The sequence below is a fragment of the Actinoplanes derwentensis genome, from assembly GCF_900104725.1.
GTDB lineage: Bacteria > Actinomycetota > Actinomycetes > Mycobacteriales > Micromonosporaceae > Actinoplanes > Actinoplanes derwentensis.
The window spans coordinates 3,335,230-3,360,754 of sequence record NZ_LT629758.1 but is presented as its reverse complement, the minus strand read 5'-3'; the positions used below and the strand labels follow the sequence as shown (position 1 = coordinate 3,360,754).

Here is a 25,525-nt window from a genome sequence, read left to right as displayed (position 1 = left end):
TACGCGAGCGGAAGGCGAGTGGTCAGTGACCGAACAACGGCATCTGGAGACGGTTGATCGAGATGGGGCGGCGGCTGGAGGCAGGGGGTCTGAGGCTGTGCTGCCAAACAGCGTGGAGGAACGTCTGGCCGTCCGGACAGTTGCGGCAGTTCTCGAACGGACGGCAGGGACATGTCCTCACCGAAGCCCGCCGGTCCGGCGTCCAGGCGCCTTTCGAAACCGTCGACCTGCTCGACGTCGCCTCGCAGGGCCACGTCGTCTGCATGGATGAGCAATACCGGTTCGTCCGGGCCTTTCACGGCCTCCCACCGATTGCGCCCACGCCTAACGGCTGACCGGAGTGGGAGAATCCGGGTGTGGTGGAGCGCAGGGGAACGTTGGGGCCGGTGGACGAGGCCGGGCGGAGGCGCCTGATCCTTCCCGGTCAAGTGGTGACTCTGGTGTCGGGGCAGGCCACCGACGACGAGATCAAGGCGGAGTTCGGCCTTGATCTGCTGGTACACAGTGGTCGTCTGGTGTTGAGCCCGTCCGGTGGTGTGTGTCTTGACGGTCCGGCTGCGGGTGTGAAGCTCGACTACGTGACCAACGAAGTGGGTGACATGGTGGTCGACTTCGATGGATCACCGCGCTATCAGGTGACCTCGCCGGGTGATGAGCGGCGGCCCGCTGAGCTGCGGCATGTTCCGGACGGTGTGGCGGTGACCGGGCGGATCGCCGTGCACACCCGGTTCGCTGGCGATTAGCCTAAGGCGAGCAGTTCAGCGAGGCGGGACGCGCCCACGTTGCCGCCGGACAGGATCACGCCGATGCGGGCGGGGGCCGGGGTCAGACGTCCGGTGAGCAGGGCGGCCAGGCCGGCGGCGCCGCTCGGTTCCAGGACGATCTTGAGGCGGTCCAGGGCGAAACGCATCGCGTCGCGCAGTTCGTCGTCGCTGACCAGGACGATGTCGTCGACCAGGTGCTGGTTCAGCGGGAACGTGACGTCGCCGGGGATCGGGACGGTCAGGCCGTCGGCGATGGTGCGGGGGACGTCGATGCGGACCGGGCGGCCGGCTTCGAGGGACCGTCTGGTGTCGTCGCCGGCTGCGGGTTCGACGCCGATCACGCGGATCCGGGGGTGGATGGTCTTCGCGACGGTGGCGCTGCCGGCGATCAGGCCGCCGCCGCCGACCGGAGTGACGATGGCGTCCAGTTGACCGGCCTCGTCGAGCAGTTCCAGGGCGGCGGTGCCCTGACCGGCGATCACGTCGGGATGGTCGTACGGCGGGATCAGGGCCAGGCCACGGGAGATGGCCAGGTCGCCGGTGATCGCCAGCCGGTCCTCGGTGTAGCGGTCGTAGAAGACGGTTTCCGCGCCGTACCCGCGAACCGCCTCGATTTTGACCTGAGGGCTGTCGGACGGCATCACGATCACCGCGCTGCTGCCGAGTTCCCGGGCGGCGATGGCGACTGCCTGGCCGTGGTTGCCGGAGGAGAAGGCGACGATTCCCCTGGCCAGCTGCTCGGCGGAAAGCCGGGAGGCGGCGTTGTAGGCGCCGCGGAACTTGAAGGCGCCGCCGCGCTGGAAGTTCTCCGCCTTGAGGAACACCGAGGCGCCGACCAGGGCGTCCAGGGTCCGGGAGCGGATCACCGGCGTGCGGTGGGCGATGCCGTCGAGGCGGACGGCGGCGTCGCGGACGTCCTGCAGTGTCACCATGCCGAAGATCGTATGTGGATCATGACGGTAAGCCCAGGTCGACGGTGAACACGGTGCCCTGACCTGGGGTGCTGTGCACGGCCACGGTGCCGCCGTGGGCTTCGACCAGCTTGCGGGTGATGGCCAGGCCGAGGCCGCTGCCGCCGGTGGCACGGCTGCGGGACTGGTCGGCACGCCAGAACCGGTCGAAGATCTTCGGCAGGTCGTCGGCGGGGATGCCGACTCCGGTGTCCTGGACGGTGATGGTGGTGCCCGACGCGGCGACGGTCACCGCACCGCCGGAGGGGGTGTAGCGGATCGCGTTGGACACCAGGTTCCCGACGATCTGTTTCAGCCGCACCGGGTCGGCGTCGATCACCGGGTCGCCGGCCACGTCCAGGGTCAGCCGTACGTCCGCAGCCTGCGCTGTTCCCCGATGGCTCTCCACCACCTGCCCGAGCAGTTCCCGCACGTCCGACAAGGACCGGTGCATCCGCAGCGTGCCGGCGTCCCCGGCGGCCAGGTCGCTCAGGTCGTCGATGATGTGCTGCAACTGGACGGCCTCCTCGTGCAGCAGGGTCAGCAACTGGCCGTCGGTGGGCGCCAGGTCGTCCTGGGCGGCCTCCAGCCAGCTGCGGATGTTGGTGAGCGGGGTCCGCAGCTCGTGGGCCACGTCGCTGACCATGGCCCGGCGCTGGGCTTCGGCCCGGTCCCGGCGGCCGGCGGAGTCGTTGAGGGCCTGTGCGAGCCGGCCGATCTCGTCGCGTCGGCCGGACGGCACCGGCGCCTGCCCGTCGGCGGCTTCGGTGAGCGCCCGCAACGGGCGGATCAGCCGGCGCCCGACCAGCACGGTGACCAGGATGGTGGCGAGCAGCACGGCGGCGGTCACTCCGGCGATCCGGACCACGTTGTCGCGGGACAGGGTGAACGTGGTGAAATCGTCACCGGTGTCGGGGTCGGTGACGAACAGCAGGGCCGCCGGCGCGACGTACGGCTGAAATTGGATCTTTCGCGATTTCTCCAGGCAGGAAGCGGCGCGTGCCGGGGCCTTCATCGGCTCGGCCGGCGCGACCTTCTCCGACTCGCTGCGGGGCACGAGGAACATCCGCAGGTCGGGCCGGAGGTACAACTGCTTGTCCGCGGGGAGGTCGAGGCACCGGCCGGTGAGCTTCGCCAGCGCCCGCAACGCCTTCCGCTCGGTCGCGGTGGTGTTGTCGGCGTACTTCTCCAGGCACTGCGGGCCGATGCCGGCCGGGTCGTCACCGCTGGGTTCCGCGGCGGCCCGGCCACCGGGTGTCTCGACCACGGCTGCCGCCACCCCGGCCGCCGCCATGCAGATGACCTGGTCGGAGGCCCACTTGAGGTAGGTGTTCCGTTCCCGATCCGGCAGCTGGAACGGGCCGACCACCCGTTCGTCGATGCGGGAGGTGCCACCGGTCAGCCCCAGGTCCAGGTCGAGCGGGTCGACGACGGCCGACGGCCGGGCGTTCCGCAGCGACGGCCCCGGCCCGGACTCGACGATCACCTGCCGGTCCGGGGTCATCAGGGTGATCCGGCGGCCCAGTTCCGCGGCCCGGGAGGCGATCAGGTCGTGCGCCCCGGACCAGTCGGGGTGGGCGGCGGCGTACCCGATCAGCATGTCGTAAACGCCTTTGTCGTCGGTCAGCGACCGCCCCTGCTCCTGGCGGATCGCCCGCGTCGCGGTCTGGGTGGCCAGCCAGGCGGTGGTGGCGATGGCCGCGACCGCGATCAGCACCGAGGTGGCCAGCAGCCGGGTGACCAGGCTGTGCCGCACCGGCACGCGGCTGGGGCTCATGCTTCGGCTACCAGCTTGTACCCGATGCCGTAGACGGTGACCAGCCGCTGCGAGCCGATCTTGCGGCGCAGGTTCATCACGTGCATGTCGATGGTGCGCTCGGTGGAGCTGCGGTCGATGCCGCGGGTGTGGTGCAGCAGCTGGGCGCGGCTGAACACCCGGTCGGGCTGCCCGGCCATCGCGGACAGGATCGCGAACTCCCCGCGGGTGCATTCGATCGCCGCACCGTCGACGGTCACCTGATGACTGGTCTGGTTGACGGTGACACCGCCGATCTCCCGGATCTCGGCCGTCGTCACCACCACGGGCCGCCGCCGCAGCAGAGTCCTGATCCGGGCCATCAACTCCCTGGGACTGTACGGTTTGACCAGGTAGTCGTCGGCTCCCAGCTCCAGGCCGAGCAGCAGGTCGTCCTCGGTGCGCCGCGCGGTCAACATCAGCACGAGCACGTCCGACTCGGCCCGCAGGGTCCGGCACACGTGCAGCCCGTCCAGTTCCGGCATCATCACGTCGAGCACGATCAGGTCCGGCTCGATCTGCCGGGCCGTCTCCAGCGCGGCGCGCCCGTCGTGGACCACCGTCGTCTCGTGGCCGTCATTGACGAGGTATCGCCGGATCACTTCGGCCTGGCGGGGATCGTCCTCGGCTACCAGGACCTTTGCACACATGGCAGCGACTATAGGAGCGCAGTCAACGATCCGGTCGTTCTCCGGGCAGACCTGACAGCTTTCTGATGATCTCCCACCACGCTCTGCCGAATGACCCCGATGAGAAGATGGTGGCTGGCCACGGGCCTCGTTCTCGCCCTGGCCGGGGCCGGGGCGGCGGCAGTCGCCGTGACCCGGCACCGAGCGGATCCCGAAACGCCGCCGCCCGCTCCGGTCGCCGCGACGACGAAGATCGAGCGCCGCGACCTGGCCACCAGCAAAACCTTGGACGGCACCATCGGGTACGGCACGGCACGCCCGTTCGCCGGCCACCGGCAGGCCACGGTCACGTGGCTGCCCACTCCCGGCACCAGGATCAAGCGCGGGAAGCAGCTCTACCGTGCCGACGACCTGCCGGTGCCGCTGTTCTACGGCTCGATGCCGCTCTACCGCCCGATCACCGGCAAGGGCCTGCTCGGCCGGGACGTCCGGATCGTGGCCGACAACCTGCGGGCCCTCGGCTACCGGACCGGACCGGTCAAGGGCGGCGAGGAAGCCGAGCTGACCGAGGATCTGATCGCCGGGATCAAACGCTGGCAGAAGGACCTCGGCCTGCCGGACTCCGGAACGATCGCGGTCGGCGACGTCGAAGTGCTCTCCGGCGCGGTACGCGTGGACTCGGTGATGGTGCAGCCCGGCGCGCCCGCGAACGGCGAGCTGATGACGGTCACGTCGACCCGCAAGGTGATCTCGGTGCCGGCCGAACTGTCGCACGCCTCGTCGATCGAGCGCCGGCAGAAGGTGACGGTGGTGCTGCCCGACGAGAAACGGATCCCGGCGAAGGTGCTGGCGGTGGGGCGCACCGTCGCTCCGCCGGAAGGCAACGACAGCCCCCGGCTGTCGGTGACCGTGGTGGTCGACGACCCGTCCGCCATCGCCAAGATCGACTCGGCCGACGTGGAGATCGAATTCGCCGGTCAGGTCCGCAAGGACATCCTCGCGGTGCCGGTCGAGGCGTTGATCGCGCTCGCCGAAGGCGGATACGCCCTGCAACTGCCGGACGGATCCCTGGCCGCGGTCGAGACCGGCATGTTCGCCACCGGATGGGTCGAGGTCACCGGGCTCGACGAGGGCACGTCCGTGGTGGTGCCGGGATGACGCCGGTGCTGTCGGTCCGCGGCGCGAGCATGGTCTACCAGGGCGGCGTGACCGCCCTGGCCGGGGTGGACCTCGACATCATGCCCGGGGAGATGGTCGCGATCGTCGGCCCGTCCGGCTCCGGCAAGTCCACCCTGCTCAACATCATCGGCACCCTGGACCGGCCCACCTCCGGCACGGTCCGGATCGCCGGCCAGGACGTCGCCACCCTCAGCGACCGGAAGCTGTCGGCACTGCGGGCCCGCGAGATCGGCTTCGTCTTCCAGCAGTTCCACCTCTCCGACGGCCTGAGCGCCGCCGAGAACGTGTCCACCGGCCTGCTCTACGCCGGAGTCCCACGCCGGCACCGCCGGGAACGAGCGCTGACCGCGCTGTCCCGGGTCGGCCTGGCACACCGCTCCGGACACCGCCCGCACGAACTCTCCGGCGGCGAACGGCAGCGGGTCGCCATCGCCCGCGCCCTGGTCAACCGGCCGTCCCTGGTGCTCGCCGACGAACCCACCGGCGCGCTGGACACCGCCACCGGCCAGACCGTCCTGAACCTGCTGCGCGACCTGAACGCCGACGGCACCACGATCGCCCTGATCACCCACGACCGGGACATCGCCGCGTCGATGCCACGCCGGGTGGAGATCCGCGACGGCCGGATGGTGACCCGGTGAACCCGCTCGACCTGCTCTCCCTCGGCGTCATCGGCTTGCGGACCCGGCCCGGCCGGGCGCTGCTCTCCGGACTGGGCATCGCCATCGGCATCGCCACGATGATCGTGGTCACCGGCATCCCCGCGTCCAGCCAGGCCGCCCTGCTCGCACGGCTCTCCGCCCTGGGCACCAACACCCTGCAGGCCACCGCGCTGGCCAGCCAGGAACCGCCGGCGCTGCTGCCGGAGGCGGCGGTCGCGATGGTGCACCGGATCGGGCCGGTCACCGGGGCGAGCGCGGTGGCCAACACCCGCACCCTGGTACGCCGTAACGACCGCACCCCCGTCGAGAACGGCGCCGGGCTGACCGTCCTGGCCGCCCGGCTCGACCTGCCCGAGGTGATCAACGCGCACGTCCGGGCCGGCCGGTGGCTGAACGCCGCGACCGCGAACTACCCGACCGTGGTCCTCGGCTCGGTCGCCGCCGAACGCCTCGGCATCACCGCGCTGCCGGCCGGGCAGCAGGCGCCCCTGGTGATCATTGAGGAGAGCTGGTTCACCGTCGTCGGCATCCTCGACACCACCCCGCTCACCCCGGACATCGACCGATCGGTGCTGGTCGGCTGGGAGGCGGCCCGCACCGCACTGGACTTCGACGGCCACCCGACGGTGATCTACGTCCAGGCCGAGGAAGCCCAGCTGGAGGCGGTCCGGGACGTGCTCGCCACCACGATCTACCCGGAGCGCCCCGGACAGGTGGCGGTGACCCGGCCGTCGGACGCCCTCGCCGCGAAACGGGCCACCGAGAGCAACTTCTCCGTGCTGTTCCTGGCCCTGGCCGGGGTGGCGCTGATCGTCGGCGGCATCGGGGTGGCCAACACGATGGTCGTCTCGGTGCTGGAACGTCGCTCCGAGATCGGCCTGCGCCGGGCCCTGGGCGCCACCCGTGGGCAGATCCGCGGGCAGTTCCTCACCGAGTCGGTGGTGCTCGCCCTCGCTGGTGGGGTGGCCGGCACCGGGCTGGGCCTCGCGGCCACCGTCGGATACGCGTACTGGCAGCGGTGGCCGCTGGTGGTGCCGATGGAGTCGGCCGGCGCCGGAGTGGCCGGGGCCGTCGTGATCGGGGTGCTGGCGGGCGTGTATCCCTGCGTACGCGCGGCTCGTCTGACCCCCACGCAGGCGCTCGCCACCACGTGAGAAAGGGCGCGACGGCCGGTGCCGTCGCGCCCTCGTCGAGGAACCGCTAGTTCTTCGCCGCGACCTGACGCTCGCACTCCGACATGTACTGCATGCCGAGCCGGATCGACTTCGCGTCGTTGTCGTCACCGCCCATCGCGATGCTGATGCCGTCCTCGCTGACTTCCACGTACTCGACGCCCTTGTTCTTCAGGCACTTGACCACCCCGACCGCGAAGTCCCGCGCCTCCGGGTTGGCCGGGTCCTTCTCCCACGGCGGCAGCGGCATGAACTGCGGCTCACAGATCTTGTCGGCCGCCTCGTACGCCGCAGCGGTCTTCGGGTCCACCGCCACCATCTTGGCCGCGTTGCCGTTCTCCTCCTTGATGACCCCCTGCTCCCGCAGGCACTTGTAGTAGGGCGCCATCAGCAGTTCCCACTCCTCGGGCGTGGTGTCCAGGCGTTCCCGGGGCCGCTGGGACGCCTTCGACGGCGCCGCCGAGGGAGCCGCGCTCTGCAGGGTGGCGACCTTCGCGCCACCGGTGCCCGACGCCTGCGGCTTCTCCTCCGCCGCGCAGCCCGACATCGCCGCCAGCGCGATCGTGGCCACCACCAGCACTCGACTCCGCATAACCGTCCTCTCACAGAACCGTCCGGCACAGGGTTCCCTGTGCCGGACGGCCAGCCTGACGAGCGGACGTCAGGTAATCGTCAGATTCAGCTGACGGTCGCCGCGAAGGTGATCGATCCGATGCGGTGGGCGATCGGGTCGACGTAGATCCGGTAGGTGCCGGTCGCGGACAGGGTGACCTTGCCGGTGGCGTTGCCGGTCCAGCGCTTCTGCGCGGTGCCGTCCGGGCGCTTCAGCGTCCACGCCACGTAGCAGCAGCCGAAGGCCGCGGAAGCCCGGGTGGCCTTCAACGTGAGCTTCTGGCCGGAGGTGCCGACGAGGGTGACGTAGCCGTTCTGCCCGGAGTTGCTGATCGTCACCGTCTTGGTGGTGCCGTCGGTGGTCAGTCCACCCAGGTTCACGTCGGCCGGCACGTCCCAGGCGGCCACCGTGATCGAACCGGTCAGGCTCTCCGTGGGGTCGATCCGCACCTGGTAGGTGCCGTTCGACGGCAGGGTCACCGCGTTGAGGTAACCGTTGCCGGTCGCGCCGCCGAGCCGGGTGCCTCCCGAGGTGAACAGGCCCCAGCTGAGCTTGCAGCAGCCGAAGACACTCGACGCGGCGGTGGTCTGCACCGCGATCCGCTGACCGGCGGTGCCGGTGAAGGAGAGGTAGCCGTTCTGTCCCGCGTTGCTGATCGTGGCGACCTTGGTGACGCCGTCCAGCGTGATGGCACCCAGGTCCAGGTCGGGCTGCAGCAGATAGGCAGCCGCCGTGAACGAGCCGGTCTTGGTGCCGACCGGGTCGAAACGCACCTGGTAGGCGCCGGTCACCGGCAGGGTGATGTTGTCGGCGTAGGCGTTGCCCGCCGAGTTGCTCAGCCGGGTGCCGGTCGGGCCGTAGAGTCCCCACTTCAGGTCCCGGACACCGAGCGAGGTGGCGACGTCACTGACCCGCAGCGCGACCTTCTGACCGGCGGTGCCGCTGAAGGTGAGGTAGCCGTTCTGGCCGGGCGAGCTGATGCTGACGGTCTTGGTGACACCGTCGGTCGTCAGGGCGCCCAGGTTGGCGTCGGCGGGGGTCAGCGAGGCGGCCACGGTGACCGAGCCGGTCCGGGCGTCCAGCGGGTCGATCCGCAGCTGGTAGGTGTCGGCCGTGGCCAGCAGCAGCCCGTCCAGGTAGGCGTTGCCGATCGACGAGCCGAGCTTGGTGCCGGCCGAGTTGTAGATGCCCCAGCGCAGCCCGCAGCAGGCGAAGATCGCCGAGGCGTCGGTCGTCTTCACCGAGACCTTCTGGTTCGGGGCGACGGTGGTGAAGGTCAGATAGCCGTTCTGCCCCGGGTTGGTGATCGTGGCGACCTTGGTGGTGCCGTCCAGCGGCAGGACGCCCAGGTTCGCGTCCGCCGGGATCTTGACGACCGTGACGTCGACCGAACCGGCCGAGGCCGACAGGTTGCTCACCTGGAGTGTCTGGGTGCCGGTGATCGAGGTGGGGGTCAGTGTCTCCACCCAGCCGGCGTTGACCCGGCGGCAGTCACCAGTACCCAGATTGACCATGCCGACGTCGTACACGGCGGCTTCGAAGGTGCAGCCGCCCGGTGTCGCGTTCTCGGTCACCACCGCGACCCGGTCACCCACAGTGGTGTCGAAGACCCGCAGCACCTTCTTACCGGCCGGGATGCTCAGCGAGAGCTTCGTCGCCACCGTGGTCCGCGCGGTCCCGGAGATGTCGGCGACCGTGGTGAACGGCGGCGCGATGAACAGATCGGTGGAACTGGTCCCGGTACCGCCCACATTGGTCAAGGCGATCTTCCCGCCGCTGGTATCGGGTGGGACCTTGAAAGTCAGGCTGGTAGCCGTCGGCGTGCCGGTCACCGTCGCGGTGATGCCGTTGACCTTGACGACCGCGCTGGCCTGATTCAGGCCGGTTCCGGTCACCGTGATCGTGTCGTCGACAGCCGCGTTCGCCGGTGAGAACGAGGTGATGGCCGGTGCCGCGGCCCACGCCGGCGAGGCCAGGAACGGGACACTCGCCGCTCCGAGGACGAGCGCCGCCGACACTCTCACGATGCTTGACGTTCCCTGCATGATGCCTCCCTGGTTTTCCTGATACGCAAAACCATTACGGGTGGCTGAAGGGCCGGATGCGGAAACCGGGATGTTGGCAACCACGCTGCAACCCCGCATCGGGCCGGACCCCACCTGATCAGGCGGAATCCGGCCCTGGCGGGTCAGCTGTGGGAAATCGCGGCCTCCTGGACCGGCAGTGCTGCTACGTACCGCTGCATGAAGGCGTTGAAGCCCTCCACGTCGGTCTTCTCCGGCTCGGCGGTGCTCAGCTCGGCACCGGCGAACACCCGGGTGGTCAGGAAGTCGTCCAGGCTCTGGCCCGGCTGCCTCTCGGCCACGAACGCGGCGAGCACCGCGATGCCCCACGCGCCGCCCTCGGACGCGAAGTCGCCGACCGTGACCGGCGTGTCGATGGCGGCGGCCAGCAGCTTCTGCGCCACACCCTCGGTCTTGAACAGGCCGCCGTGCGCGAACATCTTGTCCAACCGCACCGACTCGGACTTCTGCAGCACGTCCATGCCGATCCGGAGCGTGGCCAGAGCGGCGTACAGCTGGGTCCGCATGAAGGTGGAGAGATTCAGAGCACTTCCCGGCGTACGCAGGAAGAGGGGTCGCCCTTCGTGCAGTCTGGTGATCGGCTCGCCGGCCAGGTTGTTGAACGCCAGCAGCCCGCCACCGTCCGGAGCCCCGTCCAGCGCCGACCGGAACAGCGTCTCGAACACCGTGCCGCTGTCCGCCTGCACGCCCAGCGCGGTGGCGAACTCGCCGAACAGGCCCGCCCACGCGTTCAGCTCGCTGGCACCGTTGTTGCAGTGCACCATCGCCACCAGATCCCCGGCCGGGGTGGTGACCAGGTCGACCTCCGGGTGCACCCGGCTCAACGGCCCGTCCAGCACGATCATCGCGAAGATGCTGGTCCCGGCGCTGATGTTGCCGGTGCGGCGGGCCACCGAGTTGGTGGCCACCATGCCGGTCCCGGCGTCGCCCTCCGGCGGGGCCAGCACCGCACCCGGCTGCAGAGTGCCGCTCGGGTCCAGCAGCCGCGCGCCGGCTTCGGTCAGGGTGCCGGCCGCCTCACCCGCGGGCAGCACCGCCGGCAGCAACTCGGCCAGCTTCCGCGGCACCCGCCCGGCGGCCAACTCGTCGAACTGGGTCAGCATCCGGGTGTCGTAACCACCGGTCGTCACGTCGATCGGGAACACCCCGCTGGCGTCGCCGACACCGAGCACCTGACGGCCGGTCAGCTTCCAGTGCACGTACCCGGCGAGCGTGGTGACGTGTGCCAGCCGGGGCAGGTGCTCCTCACTGTTCAGCACCGCCTGGTAGAGGTGCGCGATCGACCACCGATGCGGGATGTTGTGCCCGAACAGCTCGCTGAGCTGCTCGGACGCGTCACCGGTGTTGGTGTTGCGCCACGTCCGGAACGGGGTCAGCAGCTCACCGTCACCGTCGAACGCCAGGTAGCCGTGCATCATCGCGGAGACGCCGAGCGCCCCCGTGGTCCGCAGCTCGGTGCCGAACTTGGCCTTGACGTCGGCGGCCAGCGCGGCGAAACAGCCCTGCAGCCCTTCCCAGACGGCCTCCAGGGAGTACGTCCAGGTCCGGTCGACGAACTGGTTCTCCCAGTCGTGACTGCCGACCGCGATCGCCGAGTGGTCCGGCCCGGTCAGCACCGCCTTGATGCGGGTCGACCCCAGCTCGATCCCGAGCGCGGTCCGCCCCTGGTCGATCGCCTCGCGCAAGTCATCCGTGTCGCTCATGAACATGTTTCTACACCGGGCGGTGTCAGAAGTGTGTCTTGGGGATGACGGCGTGCACCCCGACCGTCCGGTCCACCACCTGCGACACGTGGAAGTCGGCCGCGGCGGAGAGGTAGGCGTACGCGATCGCCCGATTCATGCCCAGGTCGTGCTCCAGGAAGTCCAGCGCGTTGACCACCGCCCGCCGCATCGCGACGTCCAGGTCGTTGCCCTGGCCACCCTGCGAGCCGTCCGGGTCGGAGAGCCCGATCGGCACCCACGCGTCCGGCGTCTCCGCGAACGGATAGCGGAACGCCACCGACGGCGCGCCCTTCTTGACCGCGGTCAGCCGGTAGGTGGCCCGCAGCGACCCCTCCATCGCGGTCAGGGCCACCTCGCCGTTACCCATCGCCATGTGCGGGTCGCCGACGTAGAACAGTGCACCTTCGGCGAAGACCGGCAGGTAGAACGTCGACCCACGGCCCAGCAGATTGATGTCGATGTTGCCGCCGCCGAGCGTCGGCGGGATCGAGTTGAGGGCCGGATCGGTCAGCGCCGCCGCGTCCGCGAAAGCCACTCCCATCATCCCCATGAACGGATTGAGCGGGAACGTGACCTGTTTCCCCCGGCCGCGCGGCAGCACCCCGGTCAGGTCACCACGACGCGAAGTGCGGACCGGAGTGAAGACCGAGACGTTGCCGTACCGGCGCGGATCACCGGTGGCCCGGCCGTCGGTGGCCACCGGCGGCATGATCTCGGACTCCGCGATGCCCGCCGGGACCGCCCCACCGGCGAGGCGCGGCAGGGCACCCTTCCCGTGCCGGCTGGAGATGACGCCGTACGGCACCCGGGGCAGCGCCGACAGGATCTCCACCTTGAGCACGTCGCCCGGAGCCGCCCCGTCGACATGGATCGGCCCGGTCACCACATGCGGACCATCAACGTCAAAATTGCGTGTCGTACGGGTGTAGCCACGCGCGATGTCGACGGCGTCGGTCAGCACGTCACCCCGTTTCACCCCGCGCTCGGCGAACCAGGTGACCGGATCCCGCCCCTGATCCTCAAGGATGCCCTCGTGCGACACGGTGTCCACGGTGACCGTCTCCCCGGACCGCATCCGCAGCACCGGCGCACTCCCGGTCGACGGCACATACCCCCACCGCACCTGATCCGGCCGCGACCGCAGATAGTGCCGCCCGTGGATCGGCCCCTTCCCCGGCTGCAGAATCGCCCCCGGCGAGGTCCCGGCCATCGCCGGAGCCGCGATCGTCCCGGCTGCGGCACCGCCGGCGCCGACCGCGGCCACCGCCCGCAGAAAGGTCCGCCGCCCCAGCGCCGCGATCAGCGCATCCCTGACCTTGTGCATGTCCGGCCTCCTCGAAAGAACATCGATGATCAACGTTCCTATGGGGACGCCGTTTACCCCACATGACAACCCTGTTACTTCCGTTCGCCACACCGCGGCCACCGGAGAACAGAGGCGGGACGGGTCAGGTCCAGGGCAGGCCGGACCGGGTCTTCCAGTAGTCGGCGGCCGGTTCGGCGAGGGTGTTCAGCTGCTCCAGGTCGGTGTCGCTCAGGGTGACGGTGGCGGCTTGCAGGTTGGAGTCGAGCTGGGCGGTGGTGGCGGCGCCGGACAGGACGATCGTCGCCCACGGCTGGTGCAGGGCGGCGGCCAGTGCTGTCGTGTCGCGGTCGGCCAGGCGGCCGTTGGCCATCGCCTCCTTCACGATCACCGCGACACCGGCGGCGTGAGCCTCGGCCAGGGCGGGACCGGCGCTGGGTTCCAGGAGGTTCCAGGTGGCCTGGACGCTGCGGAACAGGGAGTGGCCGTCGACCTCGATCGCCAGGGCGGCCCGGATCGCGTCGGCCTGCGCGGGGCCGCTGGTGGACAGGCCGACCACGGCACCCTGACCGGCCAGCCGACGGTGCAACTCCCGGTCGGTGAGCGCTGGGCTGTCGGGGGTGACCGAGTGGATCTGGTAGAGGGCCAGACCGTCGCCGAGCAGGGCCCGGCTCTCGGTGATCTGCCGGTCGAACGCGGCGACCCCGTGGTCCTTGACCTCGTGCACGTCGGCGGTCACCCGCCAGTCCGCGGTGTAGGTGTAACCCCACTTGCTGCCGGCCACCGCGCGATCATGGCCGGGTAGCCAGCTCGCCAGGAACTCCTCGGCCCGGCCGTACGAGCGGGCCGCGTCGAAATAGCGGACCCCGGCGGCGTACGCCCGGTCCATCAGGTCGTGGGCCCGGTCCCGCATCGCCTCGGTGGTGCGGTCCGGCGGTAGGTCCCGGGTCCGGCCGAGGTTGATGTAGCCGGGGCGGCCCACCGCGGCCAGTCCCAGACCGATCCGGGCCACGCCGGTGAAGTCGTCGAAGAGATCCACGAGATGATCCAACACCATCTGGCGCGATCTTCACTGTCGGTGTTGGATAGCCGCGTGGACGACAGCAGCGCAGCCCCCCACGGAATCGACCCGACGCAGCCGCATCCGGCCCGGCGCTACAACTACTGGCTCGGTGGCAAGGACAACTTCGCCGCCGACCGCGCCTCCGGCGACGAGCTGGAGAAACACTTCCCTAAAGTACGGCTGGGTGCGCTCGCCAACCGGGCCCTCCTGCAGCGGGCCACCGGTTTCCTGGCAGCCGAAGCGGGCATCCGCCAATTTCTTGACATCGGCACCGGCCTGCCGACCGCCGACAACACCCACCAGGTGGCGCAGCGGCTCGCCCCGGACAGCCGGGTGGTCTACGTCGACAACGACCCGCTCGTCATGGTGCACGCCCGGGCCCTGCTCAACAGCAGCCCCGAAGGCCGTACCTCTTACATCGAGGCCGACCTGAACGACCCCGAGGCGATCCTGAAGCACCCGGTGCTGGCCGACACCCTGGACCTGACACAGCCGGTCGGGCTGATGCTGATCGCGGTGCTGCACTTCCTACACGGTGCGGGGGCTGCCCAGCCGATCGTGCGCCGACTGCTGGACGCGCTGCCGCCCGGGAGCTACCTGGTCGCCACGCACGCCACCTCTGACTTCGGCAGTCCGGAGCAGCAGGCGCTCTACCAGCAGCTCGTACAGACCGGTCGCTCCGACGTGTGGACCCGGCCGTACGACGAGTTCGCCGCCCTGTTCGAAGGTCTCGACCTGGTCGAACCGGGAGTGGTCCCGGCCAGCGAGTGGCGCCCCGAGCCGGGCAGCGAGATCCCGCCCCGCACCGACATCAACCTGTGGACCGCCGTCGGCCGCAAGCCCTGATCGCCGGTGCCGGCCGGGCGCGAATCGCACCCGGCCGGGAGATCTGGCCTCAGACGGCCGGGGGCGCTGGGGCGGCCGGGTCCTGCTCCGGCGCGTCCGGCTGCTTCGGGGCAATCGGAGCCTGTCACTGTCCCGTTCCGCCGGTCATAGCCATCGCCTATGACCCTGGACCGGTATTGGTCACTACCGGTGAAGTCGCCCGGGGCGAAACCTGGAACGGTGACCGCCATCGCTCTTCACCCGTCCCGCAATCGCCGGCCCGTCCACAGTGCCGGGATCGCGGCGGCGGTGGTGCTGGGCCTCGTCGCGACCACCGCCGGACTGCTGTTTCCACTGGTCGGAGCGCCGGTCTTCGCGATTGTCGGTGGAGTGCTGCTCAGCCCGCTCGCCCGCCGCCGCGCCGCCGAACTTCGCCCCGGCCTGGACCTGGCCGGCGGGCCGGTGCTGCAACTCTCCGTGGTCCTGTTCGGTGCCCAGCTGTCACTGGGGGAGGTGCTGACGGTCGGCGCCCGATCGTTACCGGTGATGCTCGGCACCCTCGGTGTCTGCCTGCTGCTGGCGTGGACGGCCGGGCACTGGCTCGGCGTCCCTCGCGACCTGCGAACCCTGATCGGCGTCGGCACCGGCATCTGCGGCGCCTCGGCGATCGCGGCGGCCACCCCGGCGATCCGGGCCAAGAGCGACGACGTGGCGTACGCCATCTCGACGATCTTTCTCTTCAACGTGGCCGCCGTGCTGCTCCTGCCGCAGATCGGGCACGTGCTGGGGCTCAGCCAGGAGGCGTTCGGGCTGCTCGCCGGGACGGCCGTCAACGACACCAGCTCGGTGCTGGCGGCCGCCGGAGCCTACGGACCCGAGGCGGTACGCCACGCCGTGGTCGTCAAACTCGCCCGCTCCCTGATGATCATCCCGGTGGTGCTGGTGTTGTCCCTGCGCAACCGTGGCCCACAGGTCCAGCGGGCCCGGCTCGTGCCCTGGTTCCTCGTCGGTTTCCTGGCCGTGGCCGCGCTCAACACCGGTGGGCTGATCCCGCCCGCCGCCCAGCCGGTACTGCACCAGGTGGCGCTGCTGTTCATCGCGGTCGCGATGGCCGCCATCGGGCTGCGCACCGACGTGGCCGCGCTGCGGCGAACCGGCTCCCGCCCACTGTTGCTCGGCCTGCTGCTCTGGGTCGCGGTCGTCGCCACCAGCCTGGCCCTGCAACACCTACTGCCGATCGGTCCGTGACAGACTGCGGGCGATGCCACTGCCGCCCTGGATCAGCGATCTGCCGGCGCTCGACCTGCTGATCTCGGTGGCCGAGACGGGCAGTGTCGGGCGCGCGGCGCACGCGCACGGCATCACCCAGCCCAGCGCGAGCGCCCGGCTGACGAAACTGGAGCGGCGGCTGGGCGTACCGCTGCTGGTCCGGTCCCGGAAAGGCAGCCTGCTCACCCCGGCCGGGGAAGCCGTCGTCGCGTGGTCGCACGGCGTCGTCGACGCCGCGCGGACCCTCGCCGACGGGGTTCTGACACTGCGCGCCGACCGGCAGGCCCGGCTGCACGTCTCGGCCAGCCTCACCGTCGCCGAGCACCTGCTCCCGGCCTGGCTACTGGCGCTGCGCCGCACCCATCCCGGCCTGGACATCTCCGCCCACGTGGCGAACAGTCACGATGTCGTCGAAGCGGTCCGTTCCGGCACCGCCGACCTGGGGTTCGTCGAGTCCCCGCACATTCCCGCCGACCTGGGGTCCCGCCCGGTCGGCGAGGACCGGCTGGTGCTCGTGGTCGACGCCGGCTACCCGCTCGCCGCCCGCGCCGGCCGGGCGCTGCGCCCCACCGACCTGGCCGACCAGCCACTGCTGCTGCGCGAGCCGGGTTCCGGCACTCGCGACACGTTCCTCAGCCGCCTCGAACAGGCACTCGGGTACGCGCCGGTGCTGCCGCACGCCATCAGTCTCGGCTCCACCACCACGATCCTGGCCACGGTCCGGGCCGGCGGCGGCATCGGCGTGATCAGCTCCCGGGCGGCCGCCGCCGCGGTCACCGCCGGTGAACTGGTCGAACTACACGTCGACGGCTTGCCCCTGACCCGGCCGTTGCACGCCCTCTGGCTGGGCCGGACCCCGACCGCGCTGGCCGCCGAGATGCTGGCAATCGCCGTCCGCTGACGTCGGCCGGACACGTGTGGCGGGTCGCATCCGGCTCTGGCATTCCCGGTTCTGTGACGTGCCGCGCTACGGCACCGACGCCGGTGCCCACCAGTCGAACCTGAACCAGGCCCGACAGTGACGCCCCGACAACTCGGGGAGCTGTCGGGGCGTCACGGCGTTCCGGTGGGTCAGTAGCCGAAGACCTGGGTGTAGTAGGGGGAGCCGTCCGCGGCGAAGACGACGCCGACACCAACGGTCTTGGACTGGCAGTTCACGATGTTGGCGCGGTGGCCGGGGCTGTTCATCCAGCCGTCGACGACCTGGGCGGCGGAGCGGTAGCCCATGGCGATGTTCTCGGCGGACGGCTTGGCGTAACCGGCGGCCTTCGCCCGGGTGACGAAGGAGGAACCGCCACTGCCGGTGTGCGAGAACGTGCCGGTCTGGGCCATCCACGCGCTGTGATCGCGGGCCGCCGTGGTGAGCTGGTCGTTGACGGTCAGCGCGGCACAGCCGTTGCTGGTGCGCTGGACGTTGATCAGCCGGTTGATCTCGGTCTGCAGCGTCTGCTCGTTGGACTTCGCCGGGGTGCCGCCGTTGGGGGCGGGCGTGGTCGGGGCGGGCTGCGCAGGGGTCGGCTGAGCCGGCGTGGGCTGGGCCGGGACAGGCGTGGTCGGCTGGGTGGGCTGGGTCGGCGACGACGATCCGGGGGTCCACGGGCGGGGCTTACGCGAACCGGGCTGCGACTTCCACGGGTTGGACTTCCACTGACCCGAGTCCGGCATCCAAGAGCCGGGCTGCGACGAACCGGGCTGCGACGTGCCGGGGATCGACGTGCCGGGGAACCAGGTGCCCGGCTGCGCCGGGTTCAGCAGCCAGGTGCCGTCCTGCGCCGAGCCGGGCAGCCACGAACCGGGCTGCGACGGGCCGGGCTTCGACGCGGAGGCCTGGGCCGGGCTCGTGATCAGCGTGGTGACGCCGATGGCGGCGACCGGGGCGAGCAGGGCGGAGACAGCGAGGCGGCGAAGAAGCTGGCGCAAGAGGTGGCCCTTTCGAAGTGCGGTACCCGCTGTCTGCGGGCTCACCATTGACTTCGACGGGCACCGGGGCGCGATGATCGCAGATCTGGTGCGTGATCGTTCGCGAACGGTTGCAGCCTCACGGCCCCCGGAGAGCGTTCAACCGGGCGGCCTGCCGGTGCAGATGGTCGCGTTCGGCGGTGTTGGTGGCCTGGCTCGCGGCGACCGCGTACAACCGGGCCGCCGTGACCGGGTCGCCGGTGCGTTCGTGCAGGTGAGCGGCGACCGCCTGATAGCGGGGCAGGGCCGGGTCCAGCCCGGCCAGGGCGGCGAGTCCGGCGTGCGGGCCGTCGGCCTCACCCACCGCGACGGCCCGGTTCAACCGGACCACCGGACTGTCGGTGAGGCGGGCCAACTCGTCGTACCACTCGACGATCTGCACCCAGTCGGTCTCCGCCGTGGACGGCGCGTCGGCGTGCAGGGCCGCCACCGCGGCCTGGGCCTGGAACTGGCCGAGCCGGTCCCGGGCGAGGGCGGTCTGCAGGATCGTGACGCCTTCGGCGATCAGGGCGGTGTCCCACCGGTTGCGGTCCTGGTCGGCGAGGGACACGAGACCTACCCCAGCGGCGGTACGGGCGGAGCGCCGCGCATGATGCAACAGCATCAGTGCGAGCAGCCCGGACACCTCGGGATGGTCGATCACGGCGGCGAGTTGACGGGTCAGCCGGATCGCCTCGGTGGCGAGGTCGACGTCGCCGCTGTAGCCCTCGTTGAACACCAGGTACAGCACCCGCAGGACGGTGGACACGTCGGCCGCCTTGTCCAGACGTACCCCCGCGATCGTCTTCTTCGCCCGGCTGATCCGCTGGGCCATGGTCGTCTCGGGCACCAGGTAGGCCGCCGCGATCTGCCGTGTGGTCAGCCCGCCGACGGCCCGCAGCGTGAGCGCGACCGCCGACGCGGGCGGCAGCGACGGGTGCGCGCACAGGAAGTAGAGCTGCAGGGTGTCGTCGGTGGACGGTACTGGGCCGGGTGGCGTCGACGGCGACTCCTCACGCCGCCGGCGGGCCGTGTCGGCCCGGACGGCGTCGAGGTAGCGCCGCCACGCCACCGTGATCAGCCACCCCTTCGGGTCGGCCGGCCGGGCATCGGTGCGCAACGCTTCGACCATGGCGTCCTGGACGGCGTCCTCGGCCGCCGCGAAGTCGGCTCCGCGGCGGACGAGAATGCCCAGCACCGCCGGGGTCAGGCCCCGGAGCAGCGCGTCGTTCACTCGGTGACGGTCGGCGGCTCGGTCAGGAACGGCCGCAGTTCGAGCCACTCGCGCAGCGGCTCGCCACCGGCGCCGGGAGCCGCGGACAGTTCGGCGGCGAGTTCCACGGCCCGCTCGTAGGTGTCCACGTCGATCACCATCCAGCCGGCGATCAGGTCCTTGGTCTCGGCGAACGGGCCGTCGGTGACCGGCGGCTGGCCCTCACCGTCGTAGCGGACGAACGTGCCACCCGGGGCGAGCGCCTGCGCGTCGACGAACTCGCCGTTCTCCTGGAGCCGGGCCGCGAAGTCGTTCATGTACTGGACGTGGGCGGTGATCTCCTCCGGCGCCCACTTGTCGATCGGCAGGTCGAACAGCGGCTCGGGGCCACCGCGGTAGTGCTTGAGCAGCAGGTACTTGGCCATGATGTGCTTCTCCTCGATGCTGGTACGACCCATTGTCGTCGCGTTCACACCAAGGACGGAGCCGCCGGACCGTTCTCGACACGATCGCCGGAGAAATCTAGGTTCCGTTCACCGCCAGCAGGCGCAGGGCCCGGGTCACGTGGCCCTCGGTGACGGCCAGCGCTCGTGCGGCGGTGTCGGGGCTGCTCCCGGCCAGCAGCGTGAGCAGGGCGACCTTCGCGTTGCCGTCGGCGGATCGCAGAGCGTGACCGCATTCGGTCAGGTCCGCGCCGGTGGCTTCGGCCAGGATGCGCAGGCGGCGGTCCTTCAGTTTGGCGTTGGTGGCGAGCATGTCGGTCATCAGGTTGGAGTAGGTGCGGCCCAGCCGGACCATCGTCGCCGTGGAGAACGCGTTCAGGATCAGCTTCTGGGCGGTGCCGGCCTTCATCCGGGTGGATCCGGTCAGCACCTCGGGGCCGGTGTCGGGGGCGATGTGGACGTCCGCGGCCGCCGAGATCGGGGACGCCGGGTTCGCCGAGATCAGCACCGTGTGGGCACCCAGCGTGCGGGCGGTGGTCAGGGCGGCGTGGACGTACGGCGTACGGCCGCTGGCGGTGACGCCGACGACGACGTCGCCCGCCTCGACTGCGGTGACCACCGCCGAACCGGCGGTCTCGTCGTCCTCGGCGGCTTCGGACGGCCGGGTCAGCGCGGGCGGGCCACCGGCGATGTGCGCGATCACCCGGTCCGGTTCCAGGCCGAACGTGGGGATCAGCTCGGCCGCGTCGAGGACCGCGATCCGGCCGGACGTGCCGGCCCCGACGTAGTGCACCCGGTTGCCGCCGGACAGGGCCGTCACCGCGAGTTCAACGGCGGCGGCGAGCTGCGGCAGCACCTGCGCGACGGCTTCCGGGACGTGCCGGTCCTCGCTGTTGATCAGATGCAGCAGTTCGAGGGTGGACATCCGGTCGATCCCGGCACTGCGCGGATTACGCTCCTCGGTCCGGGACAGCGGCGAAGGCGGCGCGGAGAGCTGCGGCGAAGTCGGCGGCGCTGCCAGGGATAGTTGCGACGGGCTGGTTGTCATGTGCGCCTCCGGTCAGTGCTGATGCGCCGGTCGCGCACGGCCGCGTAGGTGGCGTCGAGTGCGGTCCGGGTCTGCTGGTACGTGCGCTGCGCGACGCCGACGAACACGCAGTCGATGACGGTGAGCTGGGCCAAGCGGCTGGACATGGCCCCGGACCGGTACGTCGTCTCCCGGGCCGCGGTGGTGAGCACCAGGTCGGCGAGCGTGGTGATCGGCGACCGGGGGAAGTTGGTGAGTGCCACCGTGCGAGCCCCGTGCCGTTTGGCCTCGGTGAACGCGTCGATGGTGTCGCTGGTGGTGCCGGTGTGCGAGATGCCGAAGGCGACGTCGCGCTCGTCGAGCAGGGCGGCGCTGCTCATCGCCACGTGGGTGTCGCTCCAGGCGAACGCGACCCGGCCGATGCGGTGCAGTTTGTGCTGGAAGTCGGTGGCGACGAAGGCGCTGGCTCCGACGCCGTAGATGTCCACCCGGCGCGCCTCGGCCAACAGCTCGACGACCTGTCCGAGCACGGCGATGTCGATCTGGGAGGCGGTCTCCTCGACGGCGCGGGCGTCCGCGAAGGCGATCTTCTTGACCACCTCGGCGAGGTCGTCACCGGGGCTGATGTCGCTGCCGATCGCTTCGGTGGTGTCGTCGCGGCGGCCGGACTCGGCGGCCAGGGTCAGCCGCAGCTCGGAGTAGCCGGCGAAGCCCATCGCCCGGCAGAACCGGATCACCGTGGTCTCGCTGGAACCGGCCCGCTCGGCGAGGTCGGTGATGGTGAGCCGGGACGCGGTGGCCGCCTCCTCGATGATCACCCGCGCGACCCGCTGCTCGGCCGGGGACAGCGACGGCAGCAGGCCCCGGGCCCGGACCACCGTTTCGGCTGTGCCGCGCTTCCGCTCTGTCATGGAGAAATCTTTCCTTTGCTCGGCACAGATCGTCAATATCCTTCATCCATGGGTACGGGGATGGTGATCGGCGTCGACGCGGGCGCCACGACCACGCGATGTGTGGTCGCGACGGTCGACGGCACGGTGGTCGGCCGGGGCGCGGGCGGCGGAGCGAACCGTAACAGCAGTGGCGGCGAAGTGAGCGCGAGCATCGAGACGGCCCTGACCGGGGCGCTGCGGTCGGTCGACCGGGCCGCGATAACAGCCGGGGTCCTCGGTGCCGCGGGATCGTCGGGCCTCGGCCGGGACGCGTTCCGGGCGGAGGCGGGGCGGGCCTGGCGGGCGGCCGGACTGACCGGTGAGATGGGCACGGTGACCGATCTGGAGGTGGCGTTCGCGGCCGGCACCCCGGACCGCGACGGGGTGCTGCTGCTGGCCGGCACCGGCGCGCTGGCCGCCCGGTTCGCCGGTGGGGTGCTGGATCGCCGGTGCGACGGCTACGGGTGGCTGCTCGGCGACGAGGGTTCCGCGGTGTGGATCGGGGTGCGGGCGTTGCGCGCGGTGCTGGCCGCTCTGGACGGCCGCGGTGAGCCGACGGTGCTGGTGGAGGCCGCGCGCACTCATTTCCGGGTGCCTCCGGCTGATCCCGAGGAGGCGGCCCAGGGGCTGGTCGCCGCCACGTTCGCGGTGCCGCCCGCGCTGCTGGGCGGCTTCGCGCCCGCGGTGAGTGCCGCCGCCGAGCAGGACGACGCGGTGGCCGCGCGAATCTGCGCCGCGGCCACCGGTCGCCTCCTGCACACCTTCGACCGGGTCGGCCCGCCATCCGCCGCGGTCGTGGTGCTCGCAGGATCGGTGCTGCTCACGCCCGGCCCGATCGCGCGGCAGGTGCGCGCCGGTCTGCTGGCCCGCACCGGAGTGCAGCCCCGGAGCGCGCTCGACGGTGCCGCCGGCGCCGCGGCTCTGGCGATCTCCCGGATCACCGGCGCCCCCGTGGCGCCGGTGATCCATGCCAAGCTCACCCATCAGGAGCCGGGCCGGGAGTAGAGCAGGTACGGCCGTCGCCGCCGGTCGAAAGCGGCCAGTTCACCGGACCACGCCTCGACCACCTCGCGGGCCGAGGCACGGGCGTCGATCATCGTGCGCAGGCGGGACGAGCCGGTGAGCAGATCGATGAAGTACCGGGTGCCGTTGTCGGCACGCCAGCCGAACGCCTTCTCCTTACGCGCCTCGACGAGCATGGCCACGGCGGTGCGGATCGGGTCGTACCGCCGCGGGTCGACGATTTTGACCTCGATGCCGGCACACAACTGATCAGCGAACTTGTTGAACGTGGGCGTGAAGTAGGCCTCCCGGAACCGCACTCCGGGCAGGTCGAGCGCGGCCACCCGGTCACACCAGCGGTAGTCGAAGCCGGGGCCGCCGATCAGTTCGAACGGGCGGGTGGTGCCGCGGCCCTCGGAGAGCGCGGCCACGCCTTCGAACATGCCGGTACCGGGGTAGACCAGGGCGGTGTCCGGGGTGGGCATGTTGGGGCTGGGCAGCACCCACGGCAGGTCCAGGTCCCGGCCGAACATCCGCCCGTGCCAGCCCTGACAGCCGATCACCTCCAGCTCGACCTTGCCGCCCAGGAACTCGCCGTTGTAGAACCGGGCCAGTTCACCGACGGTCATGCCGTGCTGCTGCACGATCTCGAGCCGGCCGACCCCGGAGGTGAACCCGCCGGTCATCATCGGCCCGTACGCGCTCCCGCCCGCCGGATTCGGCCGGTCCAGCACGACGTAACGCAGGCCGAGGCGGGCGGCGGCGGCCATCGAGTCGTACAGCGTGTAGATGTAGGTGTAGAACCGCGCGCCCACGTCCTGGATGTCGAAGACGATGACGCGCACCCCGGCCGCGGTGAACATCTGCTCCCACTTCGCCGCGGTGGCGAGATAGGCGTCGTAGACGGTCACGCCGGTGCGGGCGTCGGTGCTCGTGCCCTCGGCGGCGCCCGCCTGCGCCGACCCGCGGAAACCGTGCTCGGGGCCGAAGACGCCGCCGATGGTGACCTTGTCGGCGTGCATCCGGTCGACGAGATGCCGGTAGTCACGGTCCACGCCGGTCGGGTTGGAGACGACACCGATTCGTTCCCCGCGGACGGCGGCCCATCCGTCGTCCGCGAGCTTCTCCAGGCCGGTCCGCAGCGGCGTGCCCAGGCTGACCGGCACCGGCAGCAGGACTCCCGCCCCGCCGGCGAGCAGGCCCCGCCGGTTCATTTCACACCCCAGGACAGGCCATGGCCGTACGGGTAGAGCCCCGGTATCGCCACGGGCAGTCTCCCGCGGGGTGGCGTGACACCGGTCAGAACCTTGGCGAGAGCGCGCATCGAGACATCCGTGTAGCTGTAGGTGGCCAGATAGGTGGTGACGCCGGGTAGCGCGGTCAGGTCGTAGGGGTTACGCACCGCCACCACCACGATCGGCTTCCCGGTCTTCAGTAGTGCCGCGAGCAGCGCCTGCTGCTGACCGTTGTTGCTCAGCACCACGGTCAGGTCGTGTTCACGGGCCGCGGCTGCCGCCTGATCCGGAACGGTCGTGGGCAGAGCAGTCGCGGTGAGTTCCCGGGCCAGCACGCCGATCGTGTCGTACGTACTGGAGGTCCATCCGGTGACCAGGATCCTCTTGCCCTTCGTCGCCAGTGGCAGCAGCCGGGCGTCGTTGCGGATCACGGTCACCGTGCGGTCGGTGACCGACTGCGCGGTACGCCGGTGGGCCGCCGAGCCGACGATCCGTTGTGCCGCGGCCGGGTCGGCCGGTGTCCATCGCAGCAGGCCACGCTTCTGTTTGAGGGTGAGGATCCGGCGCACCGACTCGTCGATGCGGGACTCGGTGAGTTCCCCGTCGGCCACCGCCTTCAGCACCGCTCTGTAGGCCACGTCCAGGTTCGGTGGCATCAGCAGTACGTCGATGCCGGCTTTCAGGGCGAGCACCGGCACCCGCGCGTCACCGTACTTCTCCCGGACGCCCTGCATCTCCAGAGAATCGGTGACGATCACACCGCGATAACCGAATTCCCCGCGCAGCAGCCCGGTGATGATCGGGTTCGACAGAGTGGCCGGATCGCCGGTCGGATCGAGAGCCGGGACCACGATGTGCGCGCTCATGATCGTGTCGACGCCGGCAGCGATCGCGGCCCGGAACGGTGGCGCGTCGATCCGCTGCCACTGCGCCCGGGTGTGGTTGATGACGGGCAGGCCGGTGTGACTGTCGGTGGCGGTGTCGCCGTGCCCGGGGAAGTGTTTGGCGCTCGCTGAAATACCGGCGCCCTGTTGGAGACCGCGGATCTGGTTCGCGGCCAGGGTGCCGGTCAAGGTGGGGTCGCTGCTGAACGAGCGGACGCCGATGACCGGGTTGGCCGGGTTCACGTTGACGTCGGCGACCGGGGCCCAGGCCTGGCGGATGCCGACCGCGCGCAGTTCGACGCCGGTGACCTGCCCGGTGCGGTAGGCGCCGGCCGGGTCACGACCGGCGCCGAGGGCCATCGCGCCGGGGAACCGGGTGGCGGGCGCCGGCATCCGGGTGACCACGCCGTGCTCCTGATCGGTGGAGATCATCAGCGGCACCTTCTTCGACGCCGCCTGGAGTCCGTTGCTGAGCGTGGTGATCTGGCGCGGGTTCTGCAGGCTGTTCGTCCAGGAGAAGTAGACGACTCCGCCGAGGTGGTACTTGGCGACCACCTCGGCGGGCGTGTCCACCCCGTACAGCCGCTTGTTGTCGCTCGAAGGCGTGGTCGCGGCGGTGCCGTGCACATAGGTGGTGAAGAGCTGCCCGACCTTCTCCGGCAGTGTCATCCGGGCGATCAGGGCGTTGATCGGGTGCGGCTTCGCCACCGCTGGGGTGGGCAACCCGATCCCCAAAGCGGCGACAGCAAGGAAAGCGACCGTACGCGTTCGCATGATGTCGGAAGGTAGCCGTGTGGTCGACGGATGGCAATAACCTTC

23 protein-coding genes are annotated in these 25,525 nt (G+C 70.7%); 8 read left to right on the top strand and 15 right to left on the bottom strand.

Annotation, left to right across the window (positions count from 1 at the left end; translation table 11 throughout):
* The first annotated feature begins 356 nt into the window (after positions 1–356).
* Entirely contained in the window at positions 357–743 is a 387-nt protein-coding gene (locus BLU81_RS14750) for a hypothetical protein (RefSeq protein ID WP_157751578.1), read from the top strand.
* On the opposite strand, the gene BLU81_RS14745 is transcribed toward BLU81_RS14750, so the two are convergent.
* Genes BLU81_RS14745 through BLU81_RS14735 form a run of 3 tightly spaced genes read right to left on the bottom strand, consistent with a single transcriptional unit; the run spans position 740 to position 4,159 of the window.
* On the bottom strand, positions 740–1,696 hold the full coding sequence (locus BLU81_RS14745; protein ID WP_092545172.1) for a pyridoxal-phosphate dependent enzyme: 957 nt from the start codon (positions 1,694–1,696) through the stop codon (positions 740–742). The two genes, BLU81_RS14750 and BLU81_RS14745, sit on opposite strands and share 4 nt — an antisense overlap.
* 19 nt (positions 1,697–1,715) lie before the next feature.
* Complete coding sequence (locus BLU81_RS14740; RefSeq protein ID WP_092545170.1) at positions 1,716–3,491, bottom strand: sensor histidine kinase; 1,776 nt, start codon at positions 3,489–3,491, stop codon at positions 1,716–1,718.
* Entirely contained in the window at positions 3,488–4,159 is a 672-nt protein-coding gene (locus tag BLU81_RS14735; protein WP_092545168.1) for a response regulator transcription factor, read from the bottom strand. The genes BLU81_RS14740 and BLU81_RS14735 overlap by 4 nt, the downstream gene beginning before the upstream one ends.
* A gap of 99 nt (positions 4,160–4,258) precedes the next feature.
* Here BLU81_RS14735 and BLU81_RS49210 point away from each other — a divergent pair, with 99 nt between their 5' ends.
* Genes BLU81_RS49210 through BLU81_RS14725 form a run of 3 tightly spaced genes read left to right on the top strand, consistent with a single transcriptional unit; the run spans position 4,259 to position 7,133 of the window.
* Positions 4,259–5,296 (top strand): RND family efflux transporter, encoded by a 1,038-nt coding sequence (locus BLU81_RS49210; protein ID WP_172890555.1) that lies wholly within the window; start codon positions 4,259–4,261, stop codon positions 5,294–5,296.
* On the top strand, positions 5,293–5,958 hold the full coding sequence (locus tag BLU81_RS14730; protein WP_172890554.1) for an ABC transporter ATP-binding protein: 666 nt from the start codon (positions 5,293–5,295) through the stop codon (positions 5,956–5,958). Before BLU81_RS49210 ends, BLU81_RS14730 begins: the two co-directional genes overlap by 4 nt.
* Positions 5,955–7,133: an ABC transporter permease gene (locus BLU81_RS14725; RefSeq protein ID WP_092545166.1), complete on the top strand. Its 1,179-nt coding sequence runs from the start codon at positions 5,955–5,957 to the stop codon at positions 7,131–7,133. The genes BLU81_RS14730 and BLU81_RS14725 overlap by 4 nt, the downstream gene beginning before the upstream one ends.
* A 46-nt stretch (positions 7,134–7,179) precedes the next feature.
* Here BLU81_RS14725 and BLU81_RS14720 read toward each other — a convergent pair whose 3' ends face one another.
* From BLU81_RS14720 to BLU81_RS14700, 5 genes are all read right to left on the bottom strand, one after another.
* Positions 7,180–7,743, bottom strand: coding sequence for a hypothetical protein (locus tag BLU81_RS14720; RefSeq protein WP_157751577.1), 564 nt, complete (start codon positions 7,741–7,743; stop codon positions 7,180–7,182).
* 86 nt (positions 7,744–7,829) lie between these two features.
* The gene (locus tag BLU81_RS14715) at positions 7,830–9,809 is read right to left on the bottom strand and encodes an IPT/TIG domain-containing protein (RefSeq protein WP_157751576.1); all 1,980 of its coding nucleotides are present in this window, start codon (positions 9,807–9,809) and stop codon (positions 7,830–7,832) included.
* Positions 9,810–9,952: 143 nt separating this feature from the next.
* Positions 9,953–11,551, bottom strand: a complete 1,599-nt coding sequence (locus BLU81_RS14710) for a xylulokinase (RefSeq protein WP_231954538.1) — start codon at positions 11,549–11,551, stop codon at positions 9,953–9,955.
* A 25-nt stretch (positions 11,552–11,576) separates the two neighbouring features.
* Positions 11,577–12,896, bottom strand: a complete 1,320-nt coding sequence (locus BLU81_RS14705; protein WP_092545158.1) for an acetamidase/formamidase family protein — start codon at positions 12,894–12,896, stop codon at positions 11,577–11,579.
* Positions 12,897–13,020: 124 nt separating this feature from the next.
* Positions 13,021–13,914 (bottom strand): aldo/keto reductase, encoded by an 894-nt coding sequence (locus tag BLU81_RS14700; RefSeq protein WP_231954536.1) that lies wholly within the window; start codon positions 13,912–13,914, stop codon positions 13,021–13,023.
* 54 nt (positions 13,915–13,968) lie between these two features.
* Between BLU81_RS14700 and BLU81_RS14695 the strand changes: the two genes are divergently transcribed.
* The 3 genes from BLU81_RS14695 to BLU81_RS14685 all read left to right on the top strand — a co-directional run bounded on the left by BLU81_RS14695 (position 13,969) and on the right by BLU81_RS14685 (position 16,933).
* Positions 13,969–14,784, top strand: a complete 816-nt coding sequence (locus BLU81_RS14695; protein WP_231954534.1) for an SAM-dependent methyltransferase — start codon at positions 13,969–13,971, stop codon at positions 14,782–14,784.
* A gap of 219 nt (positions 14,785–15,003) precedes the next feature.
* Positions 15,004–16,011, top strand: coding sequence for a YeiH family protein (locus BLU81_RS14690; protein WP_231954533.1), 1,008 nt, complete (start codon positions 15,004–15,006; stop codon positions 16,009–16,011).
* Positions 16,012–16,024: 13 nt separating this feature from the next.
* Positions 16,025–16,933 carry a LysR family transcriptional regulator gene (locus BLU81_RS14685; RefSeq protein WP_092545150.1) on the top strand — a complete coding sequence of 303 codons (909 nt, stop codon included), beginning with the start codon at positions 16,025–16,027 and terminating at the stop codon, positions 16,931–16,933.
* 170 nt (positions 16,934–17,103) lie between these two features.
* Here the strand turns inward: BLU81_RS14685 and BLU81_RS14680 are convergent, their stop codons facing one another.
* The 5 genes from BLU81_RS14680 to BLU81_RS14660 all read right to left on the bottom strand — a co-directional run bounded on the left by BLU81_RS14680 (position 17,104) and on the right by BLU81_RS14660 (position 21,564).
* Entirely contained in the window at positions 17,104–17,952 is an 849-nt protein-coding gene (locus BLU81_RS14680; RefSeq protein ID WP_231954532.1) for a CAP domain-containing protein, read from the bottom strand.
* A gap of 118 nt (positions 17,953–18,070) precedes the next feature.
* Positions 18,071–19,204, bottom strand: a complete 1,134-nt coding sequence (locus tag BLU81_RS14675; RefSeq protein WP_092545148.1) for an RNA polymerase sigma factor — start codon at positions 19,202–19,204, stop codon at positions 18,071–18,073.
* On the bottom strand, positions 19,201–19,608 hold the full coding sequence (locus BLU81_RS14670; RefSeq protein ID WP_092557086.1) for a YciI family protein: 408 nt from the start codon (positions 19,606–19,608) through the stop codon (positions 19,201–19,203). Before BLU81_RS14670 ends, BLU81_RS14675 begins: the two co-directional genes overlap by 4 nt.
* Positions 19,609–19,705: 97 nt before the next feature.
* On the bottom strand, positions 19,706–20,674 hold the full coding sequence (gene murQ / locus BLU81_RS14665; protein ID WP_092545146.1) for an N-acetylmuramic acid 6-phosphate etherase: 969 nt from the start codon (positions 20,672–20,674) through the stop codon (positions 19,706–19,708).
* Positions 20,671–21,564 carry a MurR/RpiR family transcriptional regulator gene (locus tag BLU81_RS14660; protein ID WP_092545144.1) on the bottom strand — a complete coding sequence of 298 codons (894 nt, stop codon included), beginning with the start codon at positions 21,562–21,564 and terminating at the stop codon, positions 20,671–20,673. Before BLU81_RS14660 ends, murQ begins: the two co-directional genes overlap by 4 nt.
* A gap of 48 nt (positions 21,565–21,612) precedes the next feature.
* Here BLU81_RS14660 and BLU81_RS14655 point away from each other — a divergent pair, with 48 nt between their 5' ends.
* Positions 21,613–22,590, top strand: a complete 978-nt coding sequence (locus tag BLU81_RS14655; RefSeq protein ID WP_092545142.1) for an N-acetylglucosamine kinase — start codon at positions 21,613–21,615, stop codon at positions 22,588–22,590.
* On the opposite strand, the gene BLU81_RS14650 is transcribed toward BLU81_RS14655, so the two are convergent.
* Together BLU81_RS14650 and BLU81_RS14645 are read right to left on the bottom strand one after the other, a co-directional pair.
* Entirely contained in the window at positions 22,569–23,801 is a 1,233-nt protein-coding gene (locus BLU81_RS14650; RefSeq protein WP_092545140.1) for an exo-beta-N-acetylmuramidase NamZ family protein, read from the bottom strand. The two genes, BLU81_RS14655 and BLU81_RS14650, sit on opposite strands and share 22 nt — an antisense overlap.
* Positions 23,798–25,480, bottom strand: a complete 1,683-nt coding sequence (locus BLU81_RS14645) for a glycoside hydrolase family 3 protein (RefSeq protein WP_092545138.1) — start codon at positions 25,478–25,480, stop codon at positions 23,798–23,800. Before BLU81_RS14645 ends, BLU81_RS14650 begins: the two co-directional genes overlap by 4 nt.
* Positions 25,481–25,525: the final 45 nt, after the last annotated feature.